Below are 22,816 nucleotides of genomic sequence, written 5' to 3'. Positions count from 1 at the left end.
ACCAGGCATGAACAAATACATCATATCCGGAGCAATGACCGTAATACTGTTTGCTTCCACCGTAGGCATAGCCAAGACGGCCGGCTGGGGAGGGACCCCTGCAGATGGAGCTGGCTTCTCATGGAAGGCAGCTTCATCTTTGGAGGAAATCGAGCCGGCAGTGAATCACAGCCTTTCCCTGGTTGAGACAAATCCAAGCCATCCGGTGTCTTCCCCATCCCAAGCCCATCCGGATAATGAAGCGCCCCGCAGTCCACAAGACCGGCAGGCCGTAACGGGGAGTCATGGGCAGTCCGAAACCGGAGCTTCTCCATCAGCTGAACAGTATCGGGAATCAGGGCGGCAGGAAAGCGATCAGCAACCTGTAGAACCAATTGGAACGGATGAAGTTAATCCGGTAAACGAGCAAGATTTAAGTGAAAGTAGTGATTTGGGGGCTCCTGCTGAACAGGTAGCCGGAGTGGATGATGTCAGCGAGCTGGAATCCCCCGATTTCAGTGAAGATACAGAACTAGAGGAAATAAATGAAAGCGCCGAGGACGGATCGCAGGAAGTGAGAGATGCTGTGGGACCGTCAACGAAAGGCTGGCTTGCCATAGTGAACCAGAATGTTGCTTTGCATCAAAGCGTGCGTGACATCATCGACCAATGGGGCAGCCATTACAAGGAATTCCACAGCGCAATCGATGAATCCATTGTCTGGCAATATGCACTGGGCGCTGTGCCCCATTCACCGGCTTCAGACAATCCGGCGGAAGTGAATATTGCCGGCTTGCTGGCTGGATATCTGGAAGCTCAGCTGTTCATTAGCTGGGGGCCAGCACAAACTGTCAGCAGCTATGCCTTGTACTATGTGGACAACGGTCATGTCTTCGAATATAGAATGTTCGAGGACGGTCAAATCCGCCATAACCAAATCTCAGGCTAACCGACACGTACTTATAGAGTTTGAATCCAAAAGCATACCAAGCAGGCATTAACCAACTGGCTAAAGCGAGCCATTATTTTAGTTGGTGGATGCCTGCTTATTCTGTTACACTGGGAGTGGAGTTCCGCGCTTGGGATTGAGGCCTCATATGCGGCAAGAACACGGGAGCCGGAACTTGTTTCTAGAATGGAGGATCAATATTGACTATGTCCATTACGAGCAAAAACCATATAGAGCTGTTAGCGCCTGCCGGCGATTGGGACTGTATGCGGGCAGCGGTAGCCAATGGCGCAGATGCTGTATTTTTCGGAGTCGAAAAATTTAACGCCCGGGCCAGAGCCCACAATTTTCGCATGGATGAGCTGCCGGAAATTATGTCCTTTCTTCATTTATATGGAGTCAAGGGATATTTGACCTTTAACATATTAGTGTTTGAAGACGAACTGGAAGAAGCCAGACAGTTGGTTGAAGCCTGCATCGATGCCGGAGTAGACGCGGTCATTGTGCAGGATTACGGCCTGGTTAAGCTTATTCGTGAGCTATCCCCTGATTTTCCTATCCACGGTTCTACTCAAATGACGATTACTTCGCCGGAAGCTGTCGAGTTCACCAAACCGTTTGGGCTGGAGCTGGTTGTTCTCGGCCGGGAAAATAACCTGAAGCAAATACGAACCATAGGAGAGCAAGCACGGCTGCCGATGGAAGTGTTTGTACATGGAGCACTGTGTGTTTCCTACTCGGGGCAATGCCTCACCTCCGAAATGTGGGGAGGACGCTCCGCCAATCGGGGGGAGTGTGCCCAAGCCTGCCGGCTGCCGTACGATCTTATGGTGGATGGTGTGCAAAAGCCAATGGGGGACGTAGCTTATTTGCTCTCCCCTAAAGATATGGCCGCCCTTGAATTGATCCCCGAATTAATTGAGGCCGGGGTTCGTTCCTTCAAGATCGAAGGCCGCTTAAAATCTCCGGAATACGTGGCCAACGTCGTCTCGAAATACCGTGCGGCTATAGACCGTTACTTTGCCGGAGACAAGTCCAAGCCGACAAGAGAAGAAATGCGGGAGCTGGAACAGAGCTTTTCACGCGGCTTCACTTACGGCTTTCTTAAAGGAACCAATAATAAACAACTGGTCGACGGGACCTTTCCGAAGAGCCGGGGAGTCTATTTGGGCAGGGTCATTCAGAAGCTGAGGGACGGTGTCGTATGCGAGCTGGAAGCTCCCCTGAAAAGAGGAGACGGCATCGTATTCGATGCAGGTGATCCGACAAAGAAAGAAGAGGGCGGTAGGGTATACGATCTGCGGAAAAAAGGGCGCAAGCTGGAGAATGAAGCGCGCGGCGGCAAGATCGAAATTGTACCGGGCCGTCAGGATGTGGATTTGTCCCGGGTCCATGTAGGCGATCGAATTTGGAAAACCAATGACCCTCACCTCGATAAGAGGCTGCGGGCCACATTTGAAACAGACAAGCCCTACCGCCAGTTTCCGCTTCAGGTCAAAGCAGTTGGGGGCGTTGGCCAGCCTCTGAAGACTATTTGGACCGATAAGGCGGGAGGCCATACCGTCACCGTGGAATCTGAGCAGCATCTGGAGGCGGCGAACAAAAGACCGCTTGATGAAGTACTGCTCAAGGAACAATTGGGCCGGCTAGGCGGGACTTTGTTTTACCTGGAGGAACTGCAGCAGCATATAGCCGGTGAGGCGATCCTGCCGATACGCGAGCTGAACCGCATCCGCAGGGAAGCTGTAAAGCTCCTGGAGGCCGAGAGGCAAAAGCCGCCTGTCTATCGCAAGCATGGCAGTTCAACAGTTATATCGAGTCCGTCAGCAGCTGATTCAATGCTGCCCGCGGAAGCTGCTAGAGAGCCGCGGCTGATCGCCTTATGCCGGTCTCTCGAGCAAGTGCATGCGGTACTGGAAACGCATGTGCAAACGATCTATGCCGACTTTGAGTTCATTAAACAGTATCCGGATGCCGTTCGGGCAGTTCGCAGCGCTGGGCGAGCTATAGTGTTGGCCACGCCCCGCATTCATATGCCCGGGGAAAACGGATACTTCAATCATCTCCTGAAGCTGCAGCCAGATGGGGTGTTGGTTCGTAATCCAGCCGCCTTGTATTATTTTATGAAGAAGAGACAAGAGGAGACCGAGGCATACCATCCGGAGCTCATTGGGGATTTTTCCCTGAATATTGCCAACCATAAAGCGGTTGATGTCTTTCTTGAGGCGGGATGTACCCGGGTAACCCCTTCATACGACTTGAACATCCAGCAGATGATCGATTTGTTGAGACAAACGGATACTGCCAAGACTGAACTGGTTATCCATCAGCATCTGCCGATGTTTCATACGGAGCACTGTGTATATTGTACTTTCCTGAGTGAAGGGACTGATTACACGAATTGCGGCAGGCCTTGTGAACAGCATCGGGTTTCACTTCAGGATCGTATTGGCATGTCGCATCCCGTTCGGGTTGATGAAGGCTGCCGAAATACGGTATACAATGCTATAGAACAATCGGGTTCAGAATATATACCACAATTTGTTGAGCTGGGTGTGTCGACCTACCGTTTGGAGTTCCTGGAGGAAAGCGGGGATAAAGTGAAGGAAGTGATCTCCTTATATGATCGGGCGTTGAAGGGCCAGATCAGCGGCACCCAGGTTTGGAAAACATTGAAGGCGACGAATCAGCTCGGAGTAACTCGAGGCCAATTAGTAAAATAATTGCAACAGCAAAAGAACCCCCTGGCACTTCATCTTATCCAGGAGGTTCTTTTCCTTTAGTGTTCAAGGCTGCGATAACCCGAACCGTCTCAAAAATCAAGGGATGGTTAGAGGCAGCATTTTTCCGTATGGAACAGGGGAATTTGTCTGTGCTACACGAGTCTGGGCTTTATTCTATGCGGAAATCGCACTCATCGCGCAAATAATATTCTTTATTTCCACTGCCGTCTGTGTATCGAATGACAACGCAGTCAGGGGTGATTTTTTGAATAATGCCCCCGTCATCCAATAAGGCATAGATATCGTCGGCTGTTTTCGTCCAGACCGATACTTTATGCTGGAGTAGTGCTGCCGTGAATAGTTCCATATCAGTGTTCAGCGATTTAAAACGATACATAATCTGTCACCTCACCTTCTAAAATAGTTCGCCAATCAAGAAGAAAGTTCCTTCCAAACGAATAGAAAATATAAAAAAGTTCGCAAAATGGAAATTAATATATGCAGCTTATTAATCCGTTCACATTTTAGTCACATTTTTTTAAGCCTGCATTTAGGTGAACTTAAGGTTTCTTTATTGTTTTAAAGGTAAAGTTAGGTTCGATTTTGTGAACAATGTGTGAAGCGGAAAAATAGGGCCAGGAGGTTGGTAACGTGCTGGAAGTGAAGAATGTCAGCAAGGTGTTTCAAAACCAAAGAGGGGTGGAGGATATCAGCTTTTCGATTGCCCGCGGGGAAATTGTTGGCTTTCTCGGCCCTAATGGTGCCGGCAAGACGACCACGATGAGAATGATTACCGGCTACCTGAATCCGTCTCAGGGGACGATTGAGGTGGACGGGCTTTCCATGAATGATCAGCCTGCTAAAGCACGTAAAAAAATCGGTTATCTGCCTGAAATTCCGCCGCTTTACCCGGAAATGACGGTGGAGTCTTATTTGAAATTCGTTGCAGATTTGCGGGAAGTCCCGCGTAAAAAGCAGGCAGAGAGACTGGAAGCAGTTATTTATAAGCTGGGGCTATCCGGCAGAGAAAAGCAGATTATTCGCAGCTTGTCCAAGGGATATAAACAGCGGCTAGGACTGGCTCAAGCTATTATTCACGAGCCTGATTTATTGGTGTTGGATGAACCCACTTCCGGACTGGACCCGAATCAAATCATTGAGATCCGTCAGCTGATCCAGGAGCTCGGGGAGAATCATACCGTTTTGCTGAGCACGCATATTCTTCCTGAGGTGAACACGATTTGCAACCGGGTGCTCATTATAAATCAAGGAAGGATTGTGCTGGATGAGAAGCCGGAACGGCTTGCGGAGTCGATGGAACAGACCTTTAAAGTTCACCTGCAAGTCAAAGGAATTAAGGCACAAGTTGTTCAAGAGATTCGCCAGATGGAAGAGGTGGCGGAGGTTGAGCTTCGTGCTGATTCAACCGTGCGGCCGGAAGAGAGCGAAACGGTCAGCTTGCTCATTTCAGCAAAGGAGAAGAAAGATATCAGAGAAGCTCTTTTTTATAAAATGGCGGCCAGCGGTTTCCCGATTCTCGAAATGAAGCGGGATGGAATGACTTTGGAGGACATCTTCGTCAAATTAACGACAGATGAGGAAGCTGCCGAGCTGGGGGAAGCCCCTATCCCCGCTACTGATGCTGCCATAAAAGGGGCTTCTAGCCCGCAGGAACAGGAGGGACAGGACCATGAGTAAGATTGGCGCGATTTGCCGCAAGGAGCTGCAGCTATATTTTTATTCTCCAACCGCTTATGTGGCCTTCGCCTTTTTCTTTGCCGTCAGCGGCTTCATGTTTAGCCTTGATTTTTTATCGTTTCCGGTCGTTGATATTCGGGCTTTTCTTGGCAATATTCTGGTGCTGTATTTATTTACCGTTCCTCTATTGACGATGCGCTTAGTTTCCGACGAGCTGCGGCAGGGGACAGATGAGCTGCTCCTGACATCGCCGGCCTCGATATGGGATATTGTGATCGGCAAATATGCGGCTGCTCTGCTGGTGCAATTTTTATTAGTTGCCGGGTCGCTCATTTATCCACTGATTATGTCTTACTTCGGCGATCTGGATATGCCGGTATTGTGGCTGACTTATGTTAGTTTATTTTTGCTGGGAGCCGCTATGATGGCGGTTGGTCTCTTCGCATCAACGCTAACTGCGCATCAGATGGTAGCGGGGATCATTGGCTTCGCTCTGCTAATGGGGCTTTGGATGATTGATTGGATAGGTGAAAGCTTATTCTATTCCGCTCGCGAGATTATTGGCATGTTCTCTATCGTAGGACGAATGGAGAACATGATGAAGGGCGTGTTTGACGCTGCGGATGTCTTGTTTTATGTTACTTTGTCCGCTGTATTTATTGTCCTTAGCCGACAAACATTGGAAAGTAAACGCTGGAGATAGGAGGCGAAAAACGTGAAGCAATGGATTAGAGGAACAAATGCGGCCGTTTTTTCTATAGCTGTTGTAGGAATATTTATCGTGCTTACCGTTTTTCTCAACTCTGTGAAGGGACTCCAGTGGGATTGGACCGAGAACAAAAGGTTTACGCTGGCTGATCAGACCTTAACCGTGCTGGAGGAATTGCAGCTACCAGTGCATATTGTCTCGTTTATCTCGCAAGATCCTTATATGGATAGACAAGTTGCTGATTTGCTAAAAGAATATGAGAAGCGAAGCAGCTTAATCAGCTTCGAGGAAATCGATCCGGTGCAGCAGCCGTCCATGGCACAGAAGTATCAGGTCACTCAGCTGGGGACGATTATATTCGAGAGCGGAGAGAAGACAAGCTCCCTATCCAGCTACGAACTGTTTGGTTACGGCTCTACGGATACTACATATTCGTTCAGTGGTGAACAGCGGTTTACCCAGGCGATCAAAAATTTAACGTCGGACGACCTTCGGCCGCTTTATTTTCTAACCGGACATGGAGAGTTTACATCTTCGGAGCTGCCCGCTTTTCGGCAAAGCCTGGAGGGAGAGGGATATGAAGTCCGGGACTTAAATCTTTTGCGGGAAGGGGCTCTTCCCGAGGATGCTGAGACGATTCTCGTTCTCTCCCCGCAATCGGATTTAAGTGAAGAGGAAGCCGGGCTGCTGAAGCCTTTCCTCGCGGCGGATGGCAGGCTGCTGATGACTATTGATCTGGTGCCCGACATGGACCAATGGACACAATGGGATGCCCTGCTTGGCGAATATGGCATTGTCAATGAACAAGCATTGGTGGTAGAAGCAAGTCAGACGCTGATCAAGGATCCCCTGGCGATTGTACCGGAGTTTGGGATTCATGACATTGTCAATAAACTGGGTCAGGAGGACCGGGTAGCCATTTTGCCTGCCGCTATGGCTCTTAGCAGTGGGGCGGCCAGCGAGGAAAGCGGGGAAAGCTACGTTACGGCTTTGCTGAAGACCTCGAGTCAGGCCCACGGGAAGAAGGAGCTTGGGGCGATCTGGTCGGGGACGATGACGGAAGAGGATTTGGAGCCGGCAGAAGGCGATCTGACCGGTCCTCTGCACCTGGCCTATGCCGTGGAGGATGAACAAGGCGAGGCTCAGGCCGTTGTGATTGGCAATGGCGTCTTTTTGCAGGATCAGATGCTGGCTCAGCAGGGCAACCGGGATTTTATTTTGAATAGCGTGGGCTGGCTTCACGGGCAGACTAATGAAATGACTATTCGCCCGCGGGAAGAGGCTCTTTTGCAGCAGGTTTATATTACACGTCAGCAGGGCAACTTGATTTTTACTCTGACCGTTATGGTTCTGCCGATTGTTTTTCTGGTAATGGGGGCCATTGTATGGTGGAGAAGGAAGAAAGGGTGAGGATGGATTGAAGAAGTATTGGCCTACTATATTTCTGGTGCTCCTATGTGCGGCTGGTTTTTGGTATGCTTCTTCGCAATCCTGGTTCCAGGAACCGGCTGAGCCGGAACATTCCCCGCTCCTGGTTAATGGAGAGGGAGCTGAGAAGGTCGTCAATCTTATGCTTATCTCTCCGGATGAAACGGTTGAGCTGCAGCTTGGAGAGGCAGGGTGGACCATGCTGCAGCCGGATGAATTTCCGGTGAACCCGTTTATGATCGAGCAATGGCTGACGGCATTCGAATCGATGAGCTATACGGATAAAATAGAAGGGCAGTCGGCAAACATGGCGGAATTTGGACTTGACAGTCCTGCCCATCAGCTTGCTGTACAATGGGATGATGGTGCTGATCATACGTTGTCGGTCGGATCGGCTTCGCCTGTTTCCGCTCATTATTATGTCAGAGTCGATGAAGAAGATACTGTATTTACCCTGCCTGAGAGTACCGTTACCTCATTGACTAAAGGAGCTATTGACCTAATTGAAAAAAATGTATTCAAGCTCTCCTATAATCAAGTTGAAGCCCTGGAGGTGCAGTGGCAGGGACAGCAGTGGCTGCTTGAGAAGCAGGAGACGGAGAAGGCTCCTTATGAGGCATCCTGGAGCTTGGGTGGCGTTACGCTTGAACCCCCCCAAGGCTCCGCCTTACTGGATAGTCTGACAACGATCTATACCGATGAACTGCCCATGCCCTTTGAGGCCTTTGAGGATGGGGCCGCAGCGGCTGAAGCTTCCTCTGATTTAATTATCAAGGTCAGGGAAAACAGAGATGGAGAAGTAGCTGAATATACGTTTACCGGATATCTTCAAGAAGACTCTGTAAGGGTCCATAAAGAGGGAAGCCCATGGATATACAGTGCCGGATCTGCGGAGATCGAGCAATGGTTCCAGCAAGGACTTGCTTTTCTTGAAGGGGAGTAGACATACCATTAATCAGTCAAGTATCGCTTGGAACGGCGGTATTTGGCTGATTTTTTGCGGCACGGTGTTTTGTCAACCCAGATGTTTGCAGGAAAATAAAAGGGGTGCCTACTTGCCTGAAGTCCCTTAATAAGGGGGATGTGCAGCCTCCGGATTATTCCTCTGCAGGGTGATTTGACACGCTTAAAGGGCTGGAATAGACTGAAAGAGTAATAATTATTCGATCCGATTTTGATGAATGGAAGATACAGCAGAAAAGAACGCGGCGAGGCCCGGCGGACAGAGCGGAGGGTATGAATGCTATTAGATGAAATCAAGCAGTGGAAGCATGTTTTTAAATTGGATCCTGACCGAAGCCTGTCCGATGATGCGCTGGAAAGGATTTGTCTATCCGGCACGGATGCGATTATTGTAGGAGGCTCATCCGGGGTCACTTTTGATAATACGGTAGAGCTTTTGGGGCGGATTCGAAGGTATGCACTTCCCTGCGTTCAGGAAATATCGGCCATTGATTCGGTAGTTCCCGGATTCGACGGCTATCTGATCCCCATTGTCTTGAACACCCGCAATGGAGACTGGATTTGCGGGCACCAGCAGCGTGCGCTCAAAGAATACGGAGCTGTTATTGATTGGAGCGCCGTTCTGGCGGAGGGCTACGTTATTTTGAATGAGGAATCCACAGCAGCTCGGGTGACGGAAGCGGAGGCTTCGCTTGATGAGCAAGACTTGATAGCTTATGCCCGCATGGCGGACAAGCTGTTTCGCTTCCCTGTATTTTACGTTGAATACAGCGGCATTTATGGCGATCTGGAGCTTGTTTCCCGGGCTGCTCGAGTCTTGGAGGAATCGCGCTTGTTCTACGGCGGCGGGATTACCAATGCTGCGAAGGCTCGGAAGGCTGCGGCTGTGGCCGATACGATAGTAGTGGGCAATGCGGTATATGATAACTTAGCGGAAGCACTGGACACCGTGAAGGCGGCCAAGGAAGACGATAATAAGCAGGAAGGTTTAACCCTATGATGAATTCTATTCAAGACATTTACAAGGCTATAGAAAAGTTGAACCCTCAGCAGAAAAAGGCTGTGGAAAGTACGGAAGGGCCCTTGCTAATCATGGCGGGAGCGGGAAGCGGCAAGACGCGTGTACTGACTCACCGCATTGCATACTTAATTGCCAGCGGCAAGGCAGCCCCGTGGAGTATATTAGCGATTACATTTACCAACAAGGCGGCCCGCGAAATGCAAGAGCGTGTGGAGAAATTAACGGGTGCGTCCGCAAGGGACATCTGGGTCTCCACGTTCCATTCCATGTGTGTACGGATTTTGCGCAGGGACATTAACCGGATTGGCTATACATCAAACTTTTCCATATTGGATTCGACGGATCAGCTTTCGGTTATTCGCAACTGTCTGAAAGAGCTGAACATTGACTCGAAGAAGTTTGACCCCAAAGGGCTGCAGGCGACGATCAGCAGCGCCAAGAATGAATTGGTCACTCCGGAACAATTCGAGAATAAGATTGGCGATTACTATCAAGGAATTGCGGCTAAAGTGTACACCTTGTATCAAAGGAAATTGAAAAACAACAATTCTCTTGACTTTGACGATCTGATTATGACGACTATTCAGCTCTTTAAAGAAGTGCCTGAAGTATTGGATTTCTATCAAAATAAGTTTCAGTACATCCATGTAGATGAATATCAGGATACGAATAGGGCGCAATATTTACTGTGCCGGATGCTTGCCGACAAGCATCACCGGATTTGTGTAGTCGGTGACAGTGACCAGTCTATTTACCGCTGGCGCGGAGCAGATATTTCCAATATTTTGAACTTTGAGAAGGATTACCCCGAAACGGTGACCATTTTGCTTGAGCAAAATTATCGTTCTACTTCTACTATTCTTAATGCGGCTAACGCGATTATTGCCAACAACGCGGGGAGAAAAGCGAAAAACCTGTGGACGGATCAAGGCGAGGGCTCGCCGATCAAGCTGTACCATGCCGATTCGGAGCATGAGGAAGGGTATTTCATCGCATCGGAAATCAATAAAGGTAAGGGTATGGGACGCTCTTTTTCCGACTATGCTATTTTATATCGGACCAATGCCCAGTCCCGTGTAATCGAGGAAGTTTTCATTAAATCAGATATTCCATATCAGATTATTGGCGGCATTAAATTCTACGATCGAAAAGAAATCAAGGATGTGCTCGCTTACCTGCGGCTCGTTTCCAACCCCGATGATGATATTAGCTTGAGCCGAATAATCAATGTGCCTAAACGAGGCATAGGGGCAACGACGCTGGAAAGATTGGCGGAGAAAGCTGCTGAACGCAATATTTCGATTTTTGCCATGCTTGCGGAAGCTGACGCTTTAGAGATCAACAGCAGGGCCAAAAATGCCCTTCATGATTTCAGAGACATGATCAGCGAGCTTCATCGTATGGTGGAATATTTATCTGTCGAGGAAATAACGGCACATATTTTAGAAAAGACGGGCTACCGGAGGGAGTTGGAAAGCGAAGGGACACTGGAGTCTAGAGCCCGCTTGGAGAATATTGATGAGTTTATGTCGGTTGTACTGGAATTTGAAAAACGCAATGAAGACAAATCGCTAGTTTCGTTCTTGACAGATCTGGCATTAATCGCTGATATTGATACGATGGATCGCGAGGACGACGGGGCTTCCCAGGATGCTGTTGTGCTCATGACCATGCATAGTGCCAAGGGGCTGGAATTCCCGAGCGTCTTCATTATTGGTATGGAGGAAGGCATATTTCCCCACAGCCGGGCCTTGATGGATAATGAAGAATTAGAAGAGGAGAGACGGCTCGCTTATGTGGGCATTACCCGGGCTGAGACTCAGTTATACCTATGCTGTGCCAGAATGCGAACCTTGTTTGGTAGGACTAGCAGCAATGCGCCTTCCCGGTTTTTAAAGGAACTGCCATCTGAATTGCTGGAAGATTGCTCGCCGGCGAGAGGGCAGTTTGGCGAAAGAATTTTTGATAACCGTCCCAAACCGTCCCCATCTGGCTTTACCCGCAAACCGGCCTTCGCTCCAAGAGCAAACACGGAGATGAATTTTGGCAATGGAGATAAGGTTCAGCATGCCAAATGGGGTACAGGCGTAATTGTTGCGGTCAAGGGAGAAGGGGATGATCAGGAGCTGCAGATTGCTTTCCCGGCGCCAGTTGGAGTCAAACGGCTGCTAGCCAAATTTGCACCGATAACTAAAGCCTGAGATGCTGTGGTTGACTGCTGCATATCGCCTGAACCGTGCATGCTGGAAGCCTTGTGCAAGAATGCGAAAACGCAGTCTCGGATGGTGCAGGCTTACTTGCGGTACTGGCTCTCGAGGCGTTTTAGATAATGAAGCTTGGTGAACGATCTTGACAATATTTTAGAGGGACGGGGATCAGGTGTGAGTGAAGCGCAAAAAGAAATGGCGAATTTGATAGAACAAATTAATCGCCACAATTATTTGTATTATACGATGGATACCCCGGAAATTTCGGACAAAGCATACGATCAGCTTTATGATCGCCTTGTTCAATTGGAGCAGGAAACGGGTATCCGATTGCCCAACTCTCCTACTCAACGTGTGGGAGGAGAGATTCTCAAAGGATTTGAGCCTCACAGGCACAAAGCGCGGTTATGGAGCCTGGACAAGGCTCAGAGCAAAGAAAGTCTGGACGCCTGGTATAAGCGCATTTCCAAGCTGGTAGATCAGTACAACAACGCTCATCCTGACGATGCCCTGCCTCCCTTGACATTTGTTGTTGAATTGAAATATGACGGATTGACCTTGAATCTAACTTATGAGCAAGGCGAACTTGTACAAGCGGCTACCCGCGGCAATGGTGTGGTGGGTGAAAGTATTTTGGCCCAGGTGAAGACGATCCGTTCTATTCCTTTGCAAATCCCTTACCGGGAAGGTCTGCTAGAGGTACAGGGGGAAGGGCTTATGTTCCTTTCTGTATTGGAGCAGTACAACCAGACTGCAGCTGAGCCTTTGAAGAATGCACGCAATGCGGCGGCAGGGGCGCTAAGAAATCTTAACCCTGCGGTAACGGCTTCTCGTAAGCTGGACGGTTTTTTCTACAACATCGGCTACTCCGATCGCTTACAGTTTGAGACTCATGAGGAAATGCTGCAATTTTTGCGGGATAATCATTTTAAAGTAAACCCGTATGTATATTTGGCCGAGACGATTGAGCAAGTAGCGGAAGAAATGGAGCGCTTGGCGGAGAAGCGGCTGGAGCTTGACTATTTGGTAGATGGTGCGGTCATCAAAGTTAATGACATGAGAACCAGGGAAGTGCTCGGCTATACAGATAAATTTCCCCGTTGGGCAATAGTTATATACAGTTATTTAACATATGTAGCTTATGTAGTAATGTGTAATTATAGAGCCCGTTTTCACTATATGTATTCTAAGTGAAATTCTAAACAAGTGGATATATAATATTGGATTATCAACTGTGCGTTAGGAAATGAATTTACTTTCGCAAAAAAGGTTTTGAGTTATGTCTTATTGAAATAATAAAGTTACTATTTGTCCAATACTTATACTGAGAACTTACAGCAATTAAGGATATTTAAACAGGTAGTGGGGGGTGTTGGCATGAATGTGAAGAAAAGAATAGAGGAGTTAAGGGAATTAATTGAGTACCATAATAGAAAGTATTTTGATGAGGAACAGCCAGAAATAACTGATTATGAATATGATCGACTTGCTAACGAATTAGAACAATTAGAAAAAGAACATCCTGAATATGTTAGTGTGGATTCCCCTACACAAAAAGTAGGAGGCTCTGTTAAACGTGAATTAAGAAAAGTTGAGCATGATGTACCAGTAATAAGCCTACAAAATGTATTTACAAAAGAAGAGATATACAGTTTTGTAAATAGAGTATGTTCACAGGTTTCCAATCCGAAATTTGTGGTTGAGATGAAAATTGATGGTTTATCCGTAATGTTAAGGTATCACGATGGTAAATTAACGGAAGGAATTACGAGGGGTAATGGTCAAGTAGGGGAGTCAGTTTACGAAAATCTTTTAGAAATAAAGTCAATACCTAAAGAGATTCCCACTAAATTACCTTATTTAGAGGTTCGTGGGGAAGTTTATATGTCTAATGAAACCTTTGAAGAAATAATAAATAAAGATATATTGGGCAAGAAATACAAAACACCAAGGAACTTAGCTGCAGGTACTTTAAGGCAGTTAGATCCGAGCGTGGTAAGAGAACGTAACCTGGATATATTCGTGTTTAACCTAGAAATATCAGAAGGAAAAGACTTCACTTCCCATAGTGAAACATTGGAATGGTTAGATAAACAAGGTTTCACAACAGTTCCTGAGTATAAAATTTGTACAACAGCAGATGAAATATGGGGATATGTATCAGAGATAGGCGAGAAAAGATCAAGTTTATCTTTTGGTATCGATGGGGCTGTTATAAAAGTTGATAATTTGAATGACAGAAGAATATTAGGGACGACAAGTAAAGTACCAAGATGGGCTATTGCCTTTAAATATCCGCCAGAGCAAAAGGAAACGGTTATTAAAGACATTAAAGTACAAATTGGGCGTACAGGTAGGCTAACGCCCTTAGCCCATTTAGAGCCTGTCATACTAGCAGGAACTGAAGTTTCCAAAGCGACTCTACACAATCAAGATTTTATTGATTCTAAGGATATACAAATAGGTGATACCGTTGTTATACAAAAGGCAGGGGATATCATTCCTGAAGTTGTAAGAAGCATTCCTGAGAAGAGACCGAGCAGTGCGGTTAAATACACAATACCTCAAGAGTGTCCGATCTGTAATTCACCGACTGTTAGAGATGACAATGGCGCGGATATTCGTTGTAGTGGAAACGAGTGTTTTGCCCAAATGATTAGAGGAGTCATATATTTTGCTTCTAAAGATGCGATGGATATCGAAGGTTTAGGGCCAAGTACAGTCGAGTCCTTAATGTCGGAAGGGTATATTAGAGATATCGTAGATATTTATCACCTTAAAGAATACCGTGATGAGCTAATTGAGAAGGGAATAATTGGACGAGAAAAGTCGATTGATAACCTTCTGAATGCGATAGATAAATCAAAGGAAAATGATTTGGACCAGCTAATTACAGGGTTTGGAATAAAGAATGTAGGGAAGCAAACGGCAAGGGTGTTGACTTCTAATTTTGCAGATTTAGACGAGATTAGTAACGCTACCTACGACAAATTAATCATGCTACCGGATTTTGGTGAAGTAGTTGCCAACAGTGTATTGAATTTCTTTAGTCAAAACAGTACAAGAGACTTGATTGGCAAACTGAAAAAAGCTGGCGTTAATACTACATCAAGAGTATCGGAAATAAGTAATGATGACAGATTTACTGGGAAAACATTTGTTATTACCGGAACACTTCCGAACCTAAAGAGAGATGAAGCTACTCGATTAATACAAATGCATGGTGGCAAAGTTTCAGGTAGTGTTTCCAAGAAAACGTCATTTGTCCTTGCGGGAGAAGAAGCAGGAAGTAAATTAACAAAGGCAGAGGAATTAGGTATTAAAATAATTGATGAAGAAGAATTCAACAATATGTTAAAGTAAAAAAGGCAACTCCAGAATGGTCAAGAAGGTGTGCTTACTGAATAAGTGGCACACCTCTTATAATTTGCTCTCATAGCGGCTGCCGGAAGGGGTTTATGGAAAACACCGCTTCGCCGTTTCGAAGAATGTATTCAATCCTCCGACTAGCTCCTTGTGACAGACTAACTCTAGTAGGAAATGCCCTGTTGACAGGAATATACGTCATGTGGTTTAATTTTAGGTGAATAAATTAAAAAATATTCACCCAAAGGATTGAGGCTAATGGATATAGAATCCAGGATTTTCGAATGTGGTAAGGATTTGTTCAGTGCAAAAGGATTTAAAAAAACTAACATTAAAGAAATAGCTGAGCATGCAGGTATAGGTGTTGGAACCTTTTACAATTACTATGCTTCAAAAGAACAATTGTTCATTGAAATATATAAGCAGGAGAATAAAAAACTCAAGAATCGGTTGACCGAATCGTTGGATTTGACTCAGGAACCGGTGCACATTATCAGTCAGCTACTTAAGGAGAATCAAGAGGCCATCCATGCTAACCCCATTTTAAAAGAATGGTATAATCAAGATTTTTATAAAGAACTTGAGAGACATTACAGAGATGAAGACAGTCAAAGCATGGATTCCGTTCGGGATTTTTATTTGAGTCTGCTGAGGAAATGGAAGCAACAAGGAATGATCAGGGAGGATGTTGATGAGGAGCTGTTGCCCGTTTTCTTTGATTCATTAGTCTGTATCGACATGCATAAAGATGAAATTGGCATTGAGCATTTTCCGAAAGCGATGCAATATTTAATTGAGTTTATTATAACAGGACTCACCAAACAGCAGCAAAATTGATGTTTTTTTTACAGTAGCGTGAATGAATAAAAATATATTCGTTCATATCCACTTTCATCTAAAGAAGTTATTGAAGTCTGAGAAATACAGGGGAAAATGGGAAAATGATCAAAAGATGAGGAGTCAAGTTGAATGAGAAGGAAGAATGTTAGTGTCTTTATTAGTGTTTTTGTCGCAATGTTAGGTGTCATGATTCTCGCCCCCATCACACCCTCATTGATCCGCGAATTGGGACTGCGAGAAATCCACTCCGGCATCTTGATTTCAAGCGGTTCGATTATGACGGCAGTAATGGCTCCCATATGGGGAAGGATTAGTGACAGGAAGGGAAGGAAACCGGTTATTCTCGTCGGGTTGACCGGCATGGCCCTCAGTACCGTATTTTTGACGCTCACATTCAATAGCGGTCTTCATCACTGGCTCAGTGGCGGATGGCTGCTGTTCTTGATGATCTTGACACGAAGCATGGTTGGCATGTTCATCCCAGCCATTCTGTCTGCGTCCCAAGCACTAATGGGCGATGGATTAGCAGATCAAGAGCAAGGTAGCGGAATGGCAGTCATCAGTGCGGCCAATGGAATGGGCCTGATTCTCGGCCCGGCCATAGCTGGTATCTTTAGTCTAGCAGGTTTGTTATGGCCTTTATATTTTGGCATCGTCATCATAGCTGCCGCTTTGATAATCACTTTGTTCCTCATGCCTGCAAGCAAGCCAAATGTCCAGGAAACGAAACGGAAACTCAAACCGTTTCAACGTGGTTTGAGACTTTATTTATTCGCAGCTTTCGTTACCATGATGGGTCTTTTTACGATACAGGTTATTGGCGGGTTTTATTTGCAGGATCAACTTGGACTTCCGTCTGATCAATTAGCGTGGGTGGTTTCCTTTGGATTGATGCTAACAGGCTTGGCTATGCTAATCACCCAGATCATTCAGAGCAAGTGGCTACAGTGGACACCGGCGACGATGATCTTAATTGGTTCCTTGGTTGTGGTCGTAGGTATGGTGATCTTCCTTCTTGCCAACCAGTTACCAGGTTACTATTTTGCGTTCTTCCTTTTAGGAACGGGTGCGGGTTTTACGATGACCGGTTTTATGGTGGGGGCGTCTGTCTCCGTCACACGTGAGCAGCAAGGCAATGTAGCCGGGCTAGTGACGGCCGTGCAAGGTATTTCGGCGATCGTCGCACCGATTGTAAGCACTTCGCTCTATCATGTAGATCTACGAATCCCCATGGCAGGGATTGCCCTGCTTAGTGCAACGATGGGATTGATCATATTGAGTATATGGCGAAAAAGACAAAAAATTCATCAAAAAAACGGAGGGTTTTCTTTATGAAACGTACAGTGGAAATTGTATTAAGTGTACTTGGAATCATCGCAAGTTTTGTTATGGTCGCAACAGGTGTCGTGTTTATGTACTTAACGAAAAGCGATAAATTTATGAAATACTTGGAATCTGGATGGAGTGCAAGCGAGAATGCATATACGTTGGAACAGTTGAATCAGGCCGGAACAATGTTTATTTTACCCGGATTGATCGGCATGGCCCTCGGCGTAGGTGCGGCATGGTTGCTCAAAGGAAACCATAATTCGTTCATTGCTGGCTGGGGATTGATCATCGTATCCGTAGTGACTTGTTTTTTATCATTATTTGCTGCGATACCTGGGTTGTTCTATATTGCTTCAGGTATTATCGCATTGGCAAGAAAGCCTCAAAAAAAGACATTGAGATGAGCCTGACGAGTAATAGACTTGATTGAACAAGGAAGTGATCAAAAATGTGGAAGGACGAATGGGTTGCCAACTTTGAAACTTATGCAGAAAAGGTAATAAATGAATTTCATCTGCCTGGTGTCGCCATCGGGCTGGCAAGTCATGGGCAGGTTTTTTATGAGAAGGGTTTCGGTTACCGTGATGTTGAACAACAGTTGCAAGTTACAAGCGACACGGTGTTCGCGATCGGATCGATTACGAAGACTTTTACTTGTACGGCAATTCTGCAATTGCAGGAGAGAGGAAAAATTCGTGTGCATGATCCGATTAAAAACTATTTACCTGAATTTCATCTTAGTAAAGGTAGCTTTGCCGATCGTGTGACCATACATCATTTGATGACCCATACCAGCGGGATTCCTAATCTTCAGACGTTCCCAATGGTACTGTATGACAGTTTGACAGAGGACGATTTCAAGTTTGATCCGACGATAAGCGGGGAAAAGCAATCGATTCAACCGCTTCGTACAACTGGAGAATATCTGGATTATCTTTCACAATTGGATTTCGAATTGTTAAGTAATCCTGGTGAACGATGGCATTATAGTAATGATGGATATGGTTTGTTGGGTATCATAATCGAGCGCGTAAGCGGGCAGACATATGAGAAGTATTTGCATGATAACATACTCGAGCCGTCTCGAATGAAGACCACCTCTTTTTTTATGGATCAATATCGTGATAAGAGTGTAACAAAACTTTATATTTTGCGTGAAGAAGAAGGGAAAAACAAAGTTGCTGCCTCTCCCAACTGGTGGGACGCACCAGTAATGCGATCGGCAGGTTTTCTGAAATCCACCGTATCTGACATGCTGAAATTTGCTGAAATCTTCCGAACGGATGGAATATCGGTGGGAGGCGAGCGGATTCTGACAAAGGATAGTATAAAACAGATGGTAAAGGTTCATATTTGGAAAAATCCAATCATCAGACAAGGTTACGGGTACGGTTTGTCGGTCGTTCCAGATTTCCATGGAACAACCTTGCTAGAGCATGCAGGGGGAATCAAGGGCGGAGGAGCACAAATGTTTATATTGCCTGAAAAAGATTTATCCGGAATTATTTTGACTAATATGCTCAGCACAGCTCCAACTTCATTGATGAATGGCGTGTTGAATGGCTTGGACAACAGACCAGTGGAGGCGTCTCATGTTACGTATGAAAATGCACCGGCAGAGGGAGAAGACATGTCCGTTTATATCGGTCACTATCAATCCGAGTCCATGAATTTATCCGTGTCCATTGAATTAAAAGACCATCAGCTTCAGATTCATGTGTTCGACTCTCTAATTCGGTTGAAGCCTATTCAAACGGACACCTTTTTATTGGAAGGCACACTGGATAGCATTCAATTTAATAGAAATATGGAGAATCAGATTATGGCATTGGATTATAAAGGAATCATATTGAAGCTTGCGCAGGGAGGGGCAGCATGACACGGAAAAAAAGTATTGCACGGTTGCTTGAAATCGCCGGTGAGAAGAAAGGGTTGTTGCTGATCGCTAGCCTGCTGTCCTCGATTGGAGCCATCTGTATGCTGGTGCCTTACGCTTCCGTCTATTACATTCTGAAAGAGTTACTTGAAAATGCCGCCTCGCCAGTTTTGGCCGACGGGGCGAAGATGATTCGTTTAGGGGTTATCGCTTTACTCGGTTTTGTAGCAGGCTTATTCATCATGTTCGCGGGGGGAATGTCTTCTCATTTTGCAGCATTCCGTATCCTTTACGGTCTCAGGATCAAGCTTTCCGAGCATATCGGCAGATTGCCGCTTGGCTGGCTGAACCGTAATTCGACAGGAGCAGTCAGAAATACATTGGAACAAAATGTAGAGAAGGTCGAGGTATTCATCGCGCATCAGATGCCCGATTTCGTTCAAGCCATAGTGACTGTGGTCTTGATGATTACCGTGATGTTCACACTGAACGTTTGGCTGGCAATTGCATGTGTTATACCGATCGCCCTTGGTTTTGTGATCCAAATTGCATTGATCAGCGGGTCTAAGACGAGAGAAAACCTGAAGCATTGCTACGATGCATTGGAACGAATGAATGCGTCGGCCATCCAGTATGTGCGGGGAATGCCGGCAGTCAAAGTATTTGGGCAAACCGTACAAACATTCCGCCAGTTTTACCATGACATGATTTGTTATCGTGACTACGGAGTGAAATTAACGAATCAGTTTCAACATGGATCCTTGATTTTTAAAGTGATGCTTAGCTCATTAGTCGCATTTATTCTTCCTGTCGGTATTGTATTGTTGAGCCGCAATCCAAATGATGCCGCCTTCGTATCCGTTCTCCTTTTCTTCTTAGTCATGGCGCCGAGTTTATCCGCTTCATTGTCCAAAATTATTTTTTTGGCTGAAACGATCAGGGATGTTCATGAAAGCGTGGAACGCATGGATCGCATATTGGACGAGTCGTATGTTCCAGAGCCCGAACATCCGAAGCGGCCGGACTCATTCGATGTAACCTTCGATCATGTTCATTTTTCGTACGGAACGGAATCTACACAAGCACTTATAGACATTAGCTTTACCGCCCGACAAGGGGAAGTGACGGCGCTTGTTGGTCCGTCAGGCGCAGGGAAATCAACCATTGCCAATCTGGTCCCTCGTTTCTGGGATGTGAATTCAGGATCGATCCGTATAGGTGAAGTGGACATCCGAAACATCGAAACCCCTAAGTTGATGGATACCGTTGCATTTGTGTTTCAGGAATCTTTTCTGTTTCGCGATACTATATACAACAATATTGCGGTTGGGCGGCCGGATGCAAAGCCCGATGATGTCTACGCTGCGGCGAAGGCAGCACAATGTCATGCGTTCATCGAGAATCTTCCCCTCGAGTATGACACACTGATTGGAGAATCGGGCGTGTATTTGTCAGGCGGGGAGGTACAGCGGATCACCGTGGCCAGGGCGTTGCTAAAGAACGCTCCCATTCTTGTGCTAGATGAAGCCACGGCATTCGCTGATCCCGAAAATGAATTTGAAATGAAATTGGCGTTGAAAGCATTGATGAAAAACAAGACCGTCATCGTCATTGCGCATCGCCTGTCCACCATTCAGGATGCAGATCAAATTCTTGTAATGGAAAACGGGAACATCGTCAAACGAGGAATGCATGAAGAACTCATCGCTACTGGAGGTTTATACAGACGCTTATGGCATTCCTATCGTGACGCATCACAATGGCACTTGGGTAGAGGGAAGGGGGATACTGAACATGATGAGCATGCTACGCAACATTACGGCGGATAATCCGCGTTCTTTGATCAAACCGGTATTTTTCACAACCATTGCCAATCTGGTGGGTCTGATCCCTTTTGTATTGTTAGTTGAAGCCGTGAGACTGATATTTCATCCGTTCATCGATCCCGATACTTCGCTCGACACAATTCAGCTATGGTGGGTATGCGGAGGGTTGGCCGTTTCGATTATACTTTTGTATGTTTTTGAAGTTCCTGCCTACCGTGCTCAATTTCGTGATGCATACAGCGCGGGGGTGGACGGCCGTTCCCGGTTGGCCGAGCATTTGCGCAAGCTGCCCTTGGGGTACCTGGACAAGCGCGAACCGGGCGAAGTAGCCAAAATGATGACGGATGATTTCACGTTGTTGGAACATGGCATCTCCCATGTGGTTCCGCAAATATTCGGGGCAGCGATTATGGCGGTGATCGCTATGACAGGTCTGGCTTTCTTTGATTGGCGTCTGGCACTTTCCCTGTTCGCGGCGCTGCCAGCGGCCATCCTGCTCTTTCTTTTAACCTCGAGCATTCAGCGCAAACTCGGTTCGCAACATATGCGATCCAAAAATGAAGCTGCAAATCGGCTGCAAGAATACTTAAATGGGATCCAAGTGATCAAGGCATATAACTTGACCGGGGAACGTTTTGTCCGACTTGAAAGGTCTTTCAGGGAATTAAAGCGACAAAGTATCCTGCTCGAAGGCTTGTTGGGTCCGATTGTGCTAAGCGCGATTGCCTGTGTTCGTGCGGGTCTTACCATGATGGTTTTCGTTGGTGTTCATTTGCTGCTTGACGGAAATTTGGATGTCATCACATTCGCAGCATTCCTGATCATTGGAACGCGAATTCACGACCCACTCTCGACAGCGCTGGCCGGTTACATGCAATTTCGTTATTTGAATCAGACGGGTGAACGTGTCATGCAGTTTCTGCGGGAGCCTGTTATGCCAGGTAATCAGCAGCCTTCTTCCGATCATGATATCGAATTGAAGAACGTGTCATTTGGATATTCGGATCAACCAATCTTGTCAGAAGTCAGCGTACGCATCCCGGCTGGTTCCTTTACCGCTTTCGTCGGTCCTTCGGGCAGTGGCAAGAGCACCCTTCTTCGGCTTATTGCTCGTTTTTACGACCCGGATAAGGGAACAGTGAGAATGGGGGGCGAAGACCTTCGTGCAATGGACCCGGAAGCGTTGCTGCACAAAGTATCTATGGTGTTTCAGGATGTGTACCTTTTCCAGGATACGATTGCAGGCAATATCCGGCTCGGTCGAATCGACGCAACGTGCGAAGAAATCGAGGAAGCGGCGCGACTTGCATGTTGTCATGAATTTATCCAGAAGTATCCTGACGGATATGACACGATGTTAGGCGAAGGCGGAAGCACGCTGTCTGGCGGTGAAAAACAGCGGATTTCCATTGCTAGGGCGATACTGAAAAATGCGCCGATCATTCTTCTAGATGAAGCAACTGCTTCTCTCGATCCCGAGAACGAAGCGGAGGTTCAGAAAGCGATCGACCGGCTAGTTCGGGGCCGAACCGTCATCGTCGTTGCTCACCGGCTTAAGACGGTACAGCATGCCGACCGGATTGTTGTACTGGATCAAGGGCGGATTGTGGAGCAAGGCCGCCATGACGAGTTGCTTTCAGTGAATGGCGTGTATGCCCGGTTATGGAGACGGCAGGAAACTTCTTGAAGGACGACAGCCGCCGGAACAACGGTATTCTTTGAAGGATTAGATGCGAGTTGTTAGATACAAGAGAGGTAAGAACACTTCATGATTGATGTTAGGATATTGAAGCATTAGCAAATGAAATTAGTATTGGTTTTCTTCTATTGCAGGGTTGAACCGTGTCCTTGATCTGGTCTGAGCTATTCTGTAAGATTCGGAGAGCTCCAGACTATTTATAT

General features: G+C 46.6%; 16 protein-coding genes and 1 pseudogene. 16 read left to right on the top strand and 1 reads right to left on the bottom strand.

Annotated features, from left to right (window positions below; translation table 11 throughout):
* The first annotated feature begins 7 nt into the window (after positions 1-7).
* Together PSHG_RS23560 and PSHG_RS23555 are read left to right on the top strand one after the other, a co-directional pair.
* Positions 8-928: a hypothetical protein gene (locus tag PSHG_RS23560; protein WP_010278616.1), complete on the top strand. Its 921-nt coding sequence runs from the start codon at positions 8-10 to the stop codon at positions 926-928.
* Positions 929-1,134: 206 nt separating this feature from the next.
* A complete protein-coding gene (locus tag PSHG_RS23555) occupies positions 1,135-3,651 on the top strand; it encodes a U32 family peptidase (RefSeq protein WP_010278614.1) in 2,517 nt (838 codons plus the stop codon).
* A 169-nt stretch (positions 3,652-3,820) separates the two neighbouring features.
* Here the strand turns inward: PSHG_RS23555 and PSHG_RS23550 are convergent, their stop codons facing one another.
* A complete protein-coding gene (locus PSHG_RS23550) occupies positions 3,821-4,048 on the bottom strand; it encodes a hypothetical protein (RefSeq protein WP_010278611.1) in 228 nt (75 codons plus the stop codon).
* Positions 4,049-4,302: 254 nt separating this feature from the next.
* Here PSHG_RS23550 and PSHG_RS23545 point away from each other — a divergent pair, with 254 nt between their 5' ends.
* The 14 genes and pseudogenes from PSHG_RS23545 (at position 4,303) to PSHG_RS23480 (ending at position 22,601) form a co-directional block, all read left to right on the top strand.
* Positions 4,303-5,349 carry an ABC transporter ATP-binding protein gene (locus PSHG_RS23545; RefSeq protein WP_010278608.1) on the top strand — a complete coding sequence of 349 codons (1,047 nt, stop codon included), beginning with the start codon at positions 4,303-4,305 and terminating at the stop codon, positions 5,347-5,349.
* Positions 5,342-6,052 (top strand): ABC-2 transporter permease, encoded by a 711-nt coding sequence (locus tag PSHG_RS23540; protein ID WP_010278605.1) that lies wholly within the window; start codon positions 5,342-5,344, stop codon positions 6,050-6,052. Before PSHG_RS23545 ends, PSHG_RS23540 begins: the two co-directional genes overlap by 8 nt.
* Before the next feature lie 12 nt (positions 6,053-6,064).
* Positions 6,065-7,468, top strand: coding sequence for a GldG family protein (locus tag PSHG_RS23535; protein WP_010278602.1), 1,404 nt, complete (start codon positions 6,065-6,067; stop codon positions 7,466-7,468).
* Between the two features lie 7 nt (positions 7,469-7,475).
* Complete coding sequence (locus tag PSHG_RS23530) at positions 7,476-8,429, top strand: DUF4340 domain-containing protein (protein ID WP_148497851.1); 954 nt, start codon at positions 7,476-7,478, stop codon at positions 8,427-8,429.
* A gap of 297 nt (positions 8,430-8,726) precedes the next feature.
* Entirely contained in the window at positions 8,727-9,449 is a 723-nt protein-coding gene (pcrB, locus tag PSHG_RS23525; protein WP_010278596.1) for a heptaprenylglyceryl phosphate synthase, read from the top strand.
* Positions 9,449-11,671, top strand: coding sequence for a DNA helicase PcrA (gene pcrA / locus PSHG_RS23520; RefSeq protein WP_010278593.1), 2,223 nt, complete (start codon positions 9,449-9,451; stop codon positions 11,669-11,671). The genes pcrB and pcrA overlap by 1 nt, the downstream gene beginning before the upstream one ends.
* A 180-nt stretch (positions 11,672-11,851) precedes the next feature.
* A pseudogene (locus tag PSHG_RS28855) lies at positions 11,852-12,787 on the top strand (DNA ligase LigA-related protein); the annotation flags it as partial.
* 267 nt (positions 12,788-13,054) lie between these two features.
* Entirely contained in the window at positions 13,055-15,040 is a 1,986-nt protein-coding gene (gene ligA, locus PSHG_RS23510; protein WP_010278589.1) for an NAD-dependent DNA ligase LigA, read from the top strand.
* Between the two features lie 261 nt (positions 15,041-15,301).
* Complete coding sequence (locus tag PSHG_RS23505) at positions 15,302-15,880, top strand: TetR/AcrR family transcriptional regulator (protein ID WP_010278587.1); 579 nt, start codon at positions 15,302-15,304, stop codon at positions 15,878-15,880.
* Between the two features lie 132 nt (positions 15,881-16,012).
* Entirely contained in the window at positions 16,013-17,218 is a 1,206-nt protein-coding gene (locus PSHG_RS23500; protein WP_010278584.1) for an MFS transporter, read from the top strand.
* Positions 17,215-17,616, top strand: a complete 402-nt coding sequence (locus PSHG_RS23495; protein ID WP_010278580.1) for a DUF4064 domain-containing protein — start codon at positions 17,215-17,217, stop codon at positions 17,614-17,616. Before PSHG_RS23500 ends, PSHG_RS23495 begins: the two co-directional genes overlap by 4 nt.
* Before the next feature lie 44 nt (positions 17,617-17,660).
* Positions 17,661-19,091 carry a serine hydrolase domain-containing protein gene (locus tag PSHG_RS23490; RefSeq protein WP_010278577.1) on the top strand — a complete coding sequence of 477 codons (1,431 nt, stop codon included), beginning with the start codon at positions 17,661-17,663 and terminating at the stop codon, positions 19,089-19,091.
* Complete coding sequence (locus tag PSHG_RS23485) at positions 19,088-20,917, top strand: ABC transporter ATP-binding protein (protein WP_010278576.1); 1,830 nt, start codon at positions 19,088-19,090, stop codon at positions 20,915-20,917. Before PSHG_RS23490 ends, PSHG_RS23485 begins: the two co-directional genes overlap by 4 nt.
* Positions 20,886-22,601, top strand: a complete 1,716-nt coding sequence (locus PSHG_RS23480) for an ABC transporter ATP-binding protein (RefSeq protein ID WP_010278574.1) — start codon at positions 20,886-20,888, stop codon at positions 22,599-22,601. Before PSHG_RS23485 ends, PSHG_RS23480 begins: the two co-directional genes overlap by 32 nt.
* The last annotated feature ends 215 nt before the right edge of the window (positions 22,602-22,816 follow it).

This window comes from Paenibacillus senegalensis JC66 (assembly GCF_000285515.1).
Classification (GTDB): Bacteria; Bacillota; Bacilli; order Paenibacillales; family NBRC-103111; genus Paenibacillus_L; species Paenibacillus_L senegalensis.
The sequence above is the reverse complement of the archived record's forward strand: the minus strand, read 5'-3'. Positions and strand labels throughout refer to the sequence as shown.

What these genes read in the sequence shown, in the direction of transcription:
- PSHG_RS23560 (WP_010278616.1), top strand. Translation starts at nt 8, where the DNA reads ATGAACAAATACATCATATCCGGAGCAATGACCGTAATACTGTTTGCT.
- PSHG_RS23555 (WP_010278614.1), top strand. Translation starts at nt 1,135, where the DNA reads ATGTCCATTACGAGCAAAAACCATATAGAGCTGTTAGCGCCTGCCGGC.
- PSHG_RS23550 (WP_010278611.1), bottom strand. Translation starts at nt 4,048, where the DNA reads ATGTATCGTTTTAAATCGCTGAACACTGATATGGAACTATTCACGGCA.
- PSHG_RS23540 (WP_010278605.1), top strand. Translation starts at nt 5,342, where the DNA reads ATGAGTAAGATTGGCGCGATTTGCCGCAAGGAGCTGCAGCTATATTTT.
- pcrB (WP_010278596.1), top strand. Translation starts at nt 8,727, where the DNA reads ATGCTATTAGATGAAATCAAGCAGTGGAAGCATGTTTTTAAATTGGAT.
- pcrA (WP_010278593.1), top strand. Translation starts at nt 9,449, where the DNA reads ATGAATTCTATTCAAGACATTTACAAGGCTATAGAAAAGTTGAACCCT.
- ligA (WP_010278589.1), top strand. Translation starts at nt 13,055, where the DNA reads ATGAATGTGAAGAAAAGAATAGAGGAGTTAAGGGAATTAATTGAGTAC.
- PSHG_RS23505 (WP_010278587.1), top strand. Translation starts at nt 15,302, where the DNA reads ATGGATATAGAATCCAGGATTTTCGAATGTGGTAAGGATTTGTTCAGT.
- PSHG_RS23500 (WP_010278584.1), top strand. Translation starts at nt 16,013, where the DNA reads ATGAGAAGGAAGAATGTTAGTGTCTTTATTAGTGTTTTTGTCGCAATG.
- PSHG_RS23495 (WP_010278580.1), top strand. Translation starts at nt 17,215, where the DNA reads ATGAAACGTACAGTGGAAATTGTATTAAGTGTACTTGGAATCATCGCA.
- PSHG_RS23490 (WP_010278577.1), top strand. Translation starts at nt 17,661, where the DNA reads ATGTGGAAGGACGAATGGGTTGCCAACTTTGAAACTTATGCAGAAAAG.
- PSHG_RS23485 (WP_010278576.1), top strand. Translation starts at nt 19,088, where the DNA reads ATGACACGGAAAAAAAGTATTGCACGGTTGCTTGAAATCGCCGGTGAG.
- PSHG_RS23480 (WP_010278574.1), top strand. Translation starts at nt 20,886, where the DNA reads ATGAGCATGCTACGCAACATTACGGCGGATAATCCGCGTTCTTTGATC.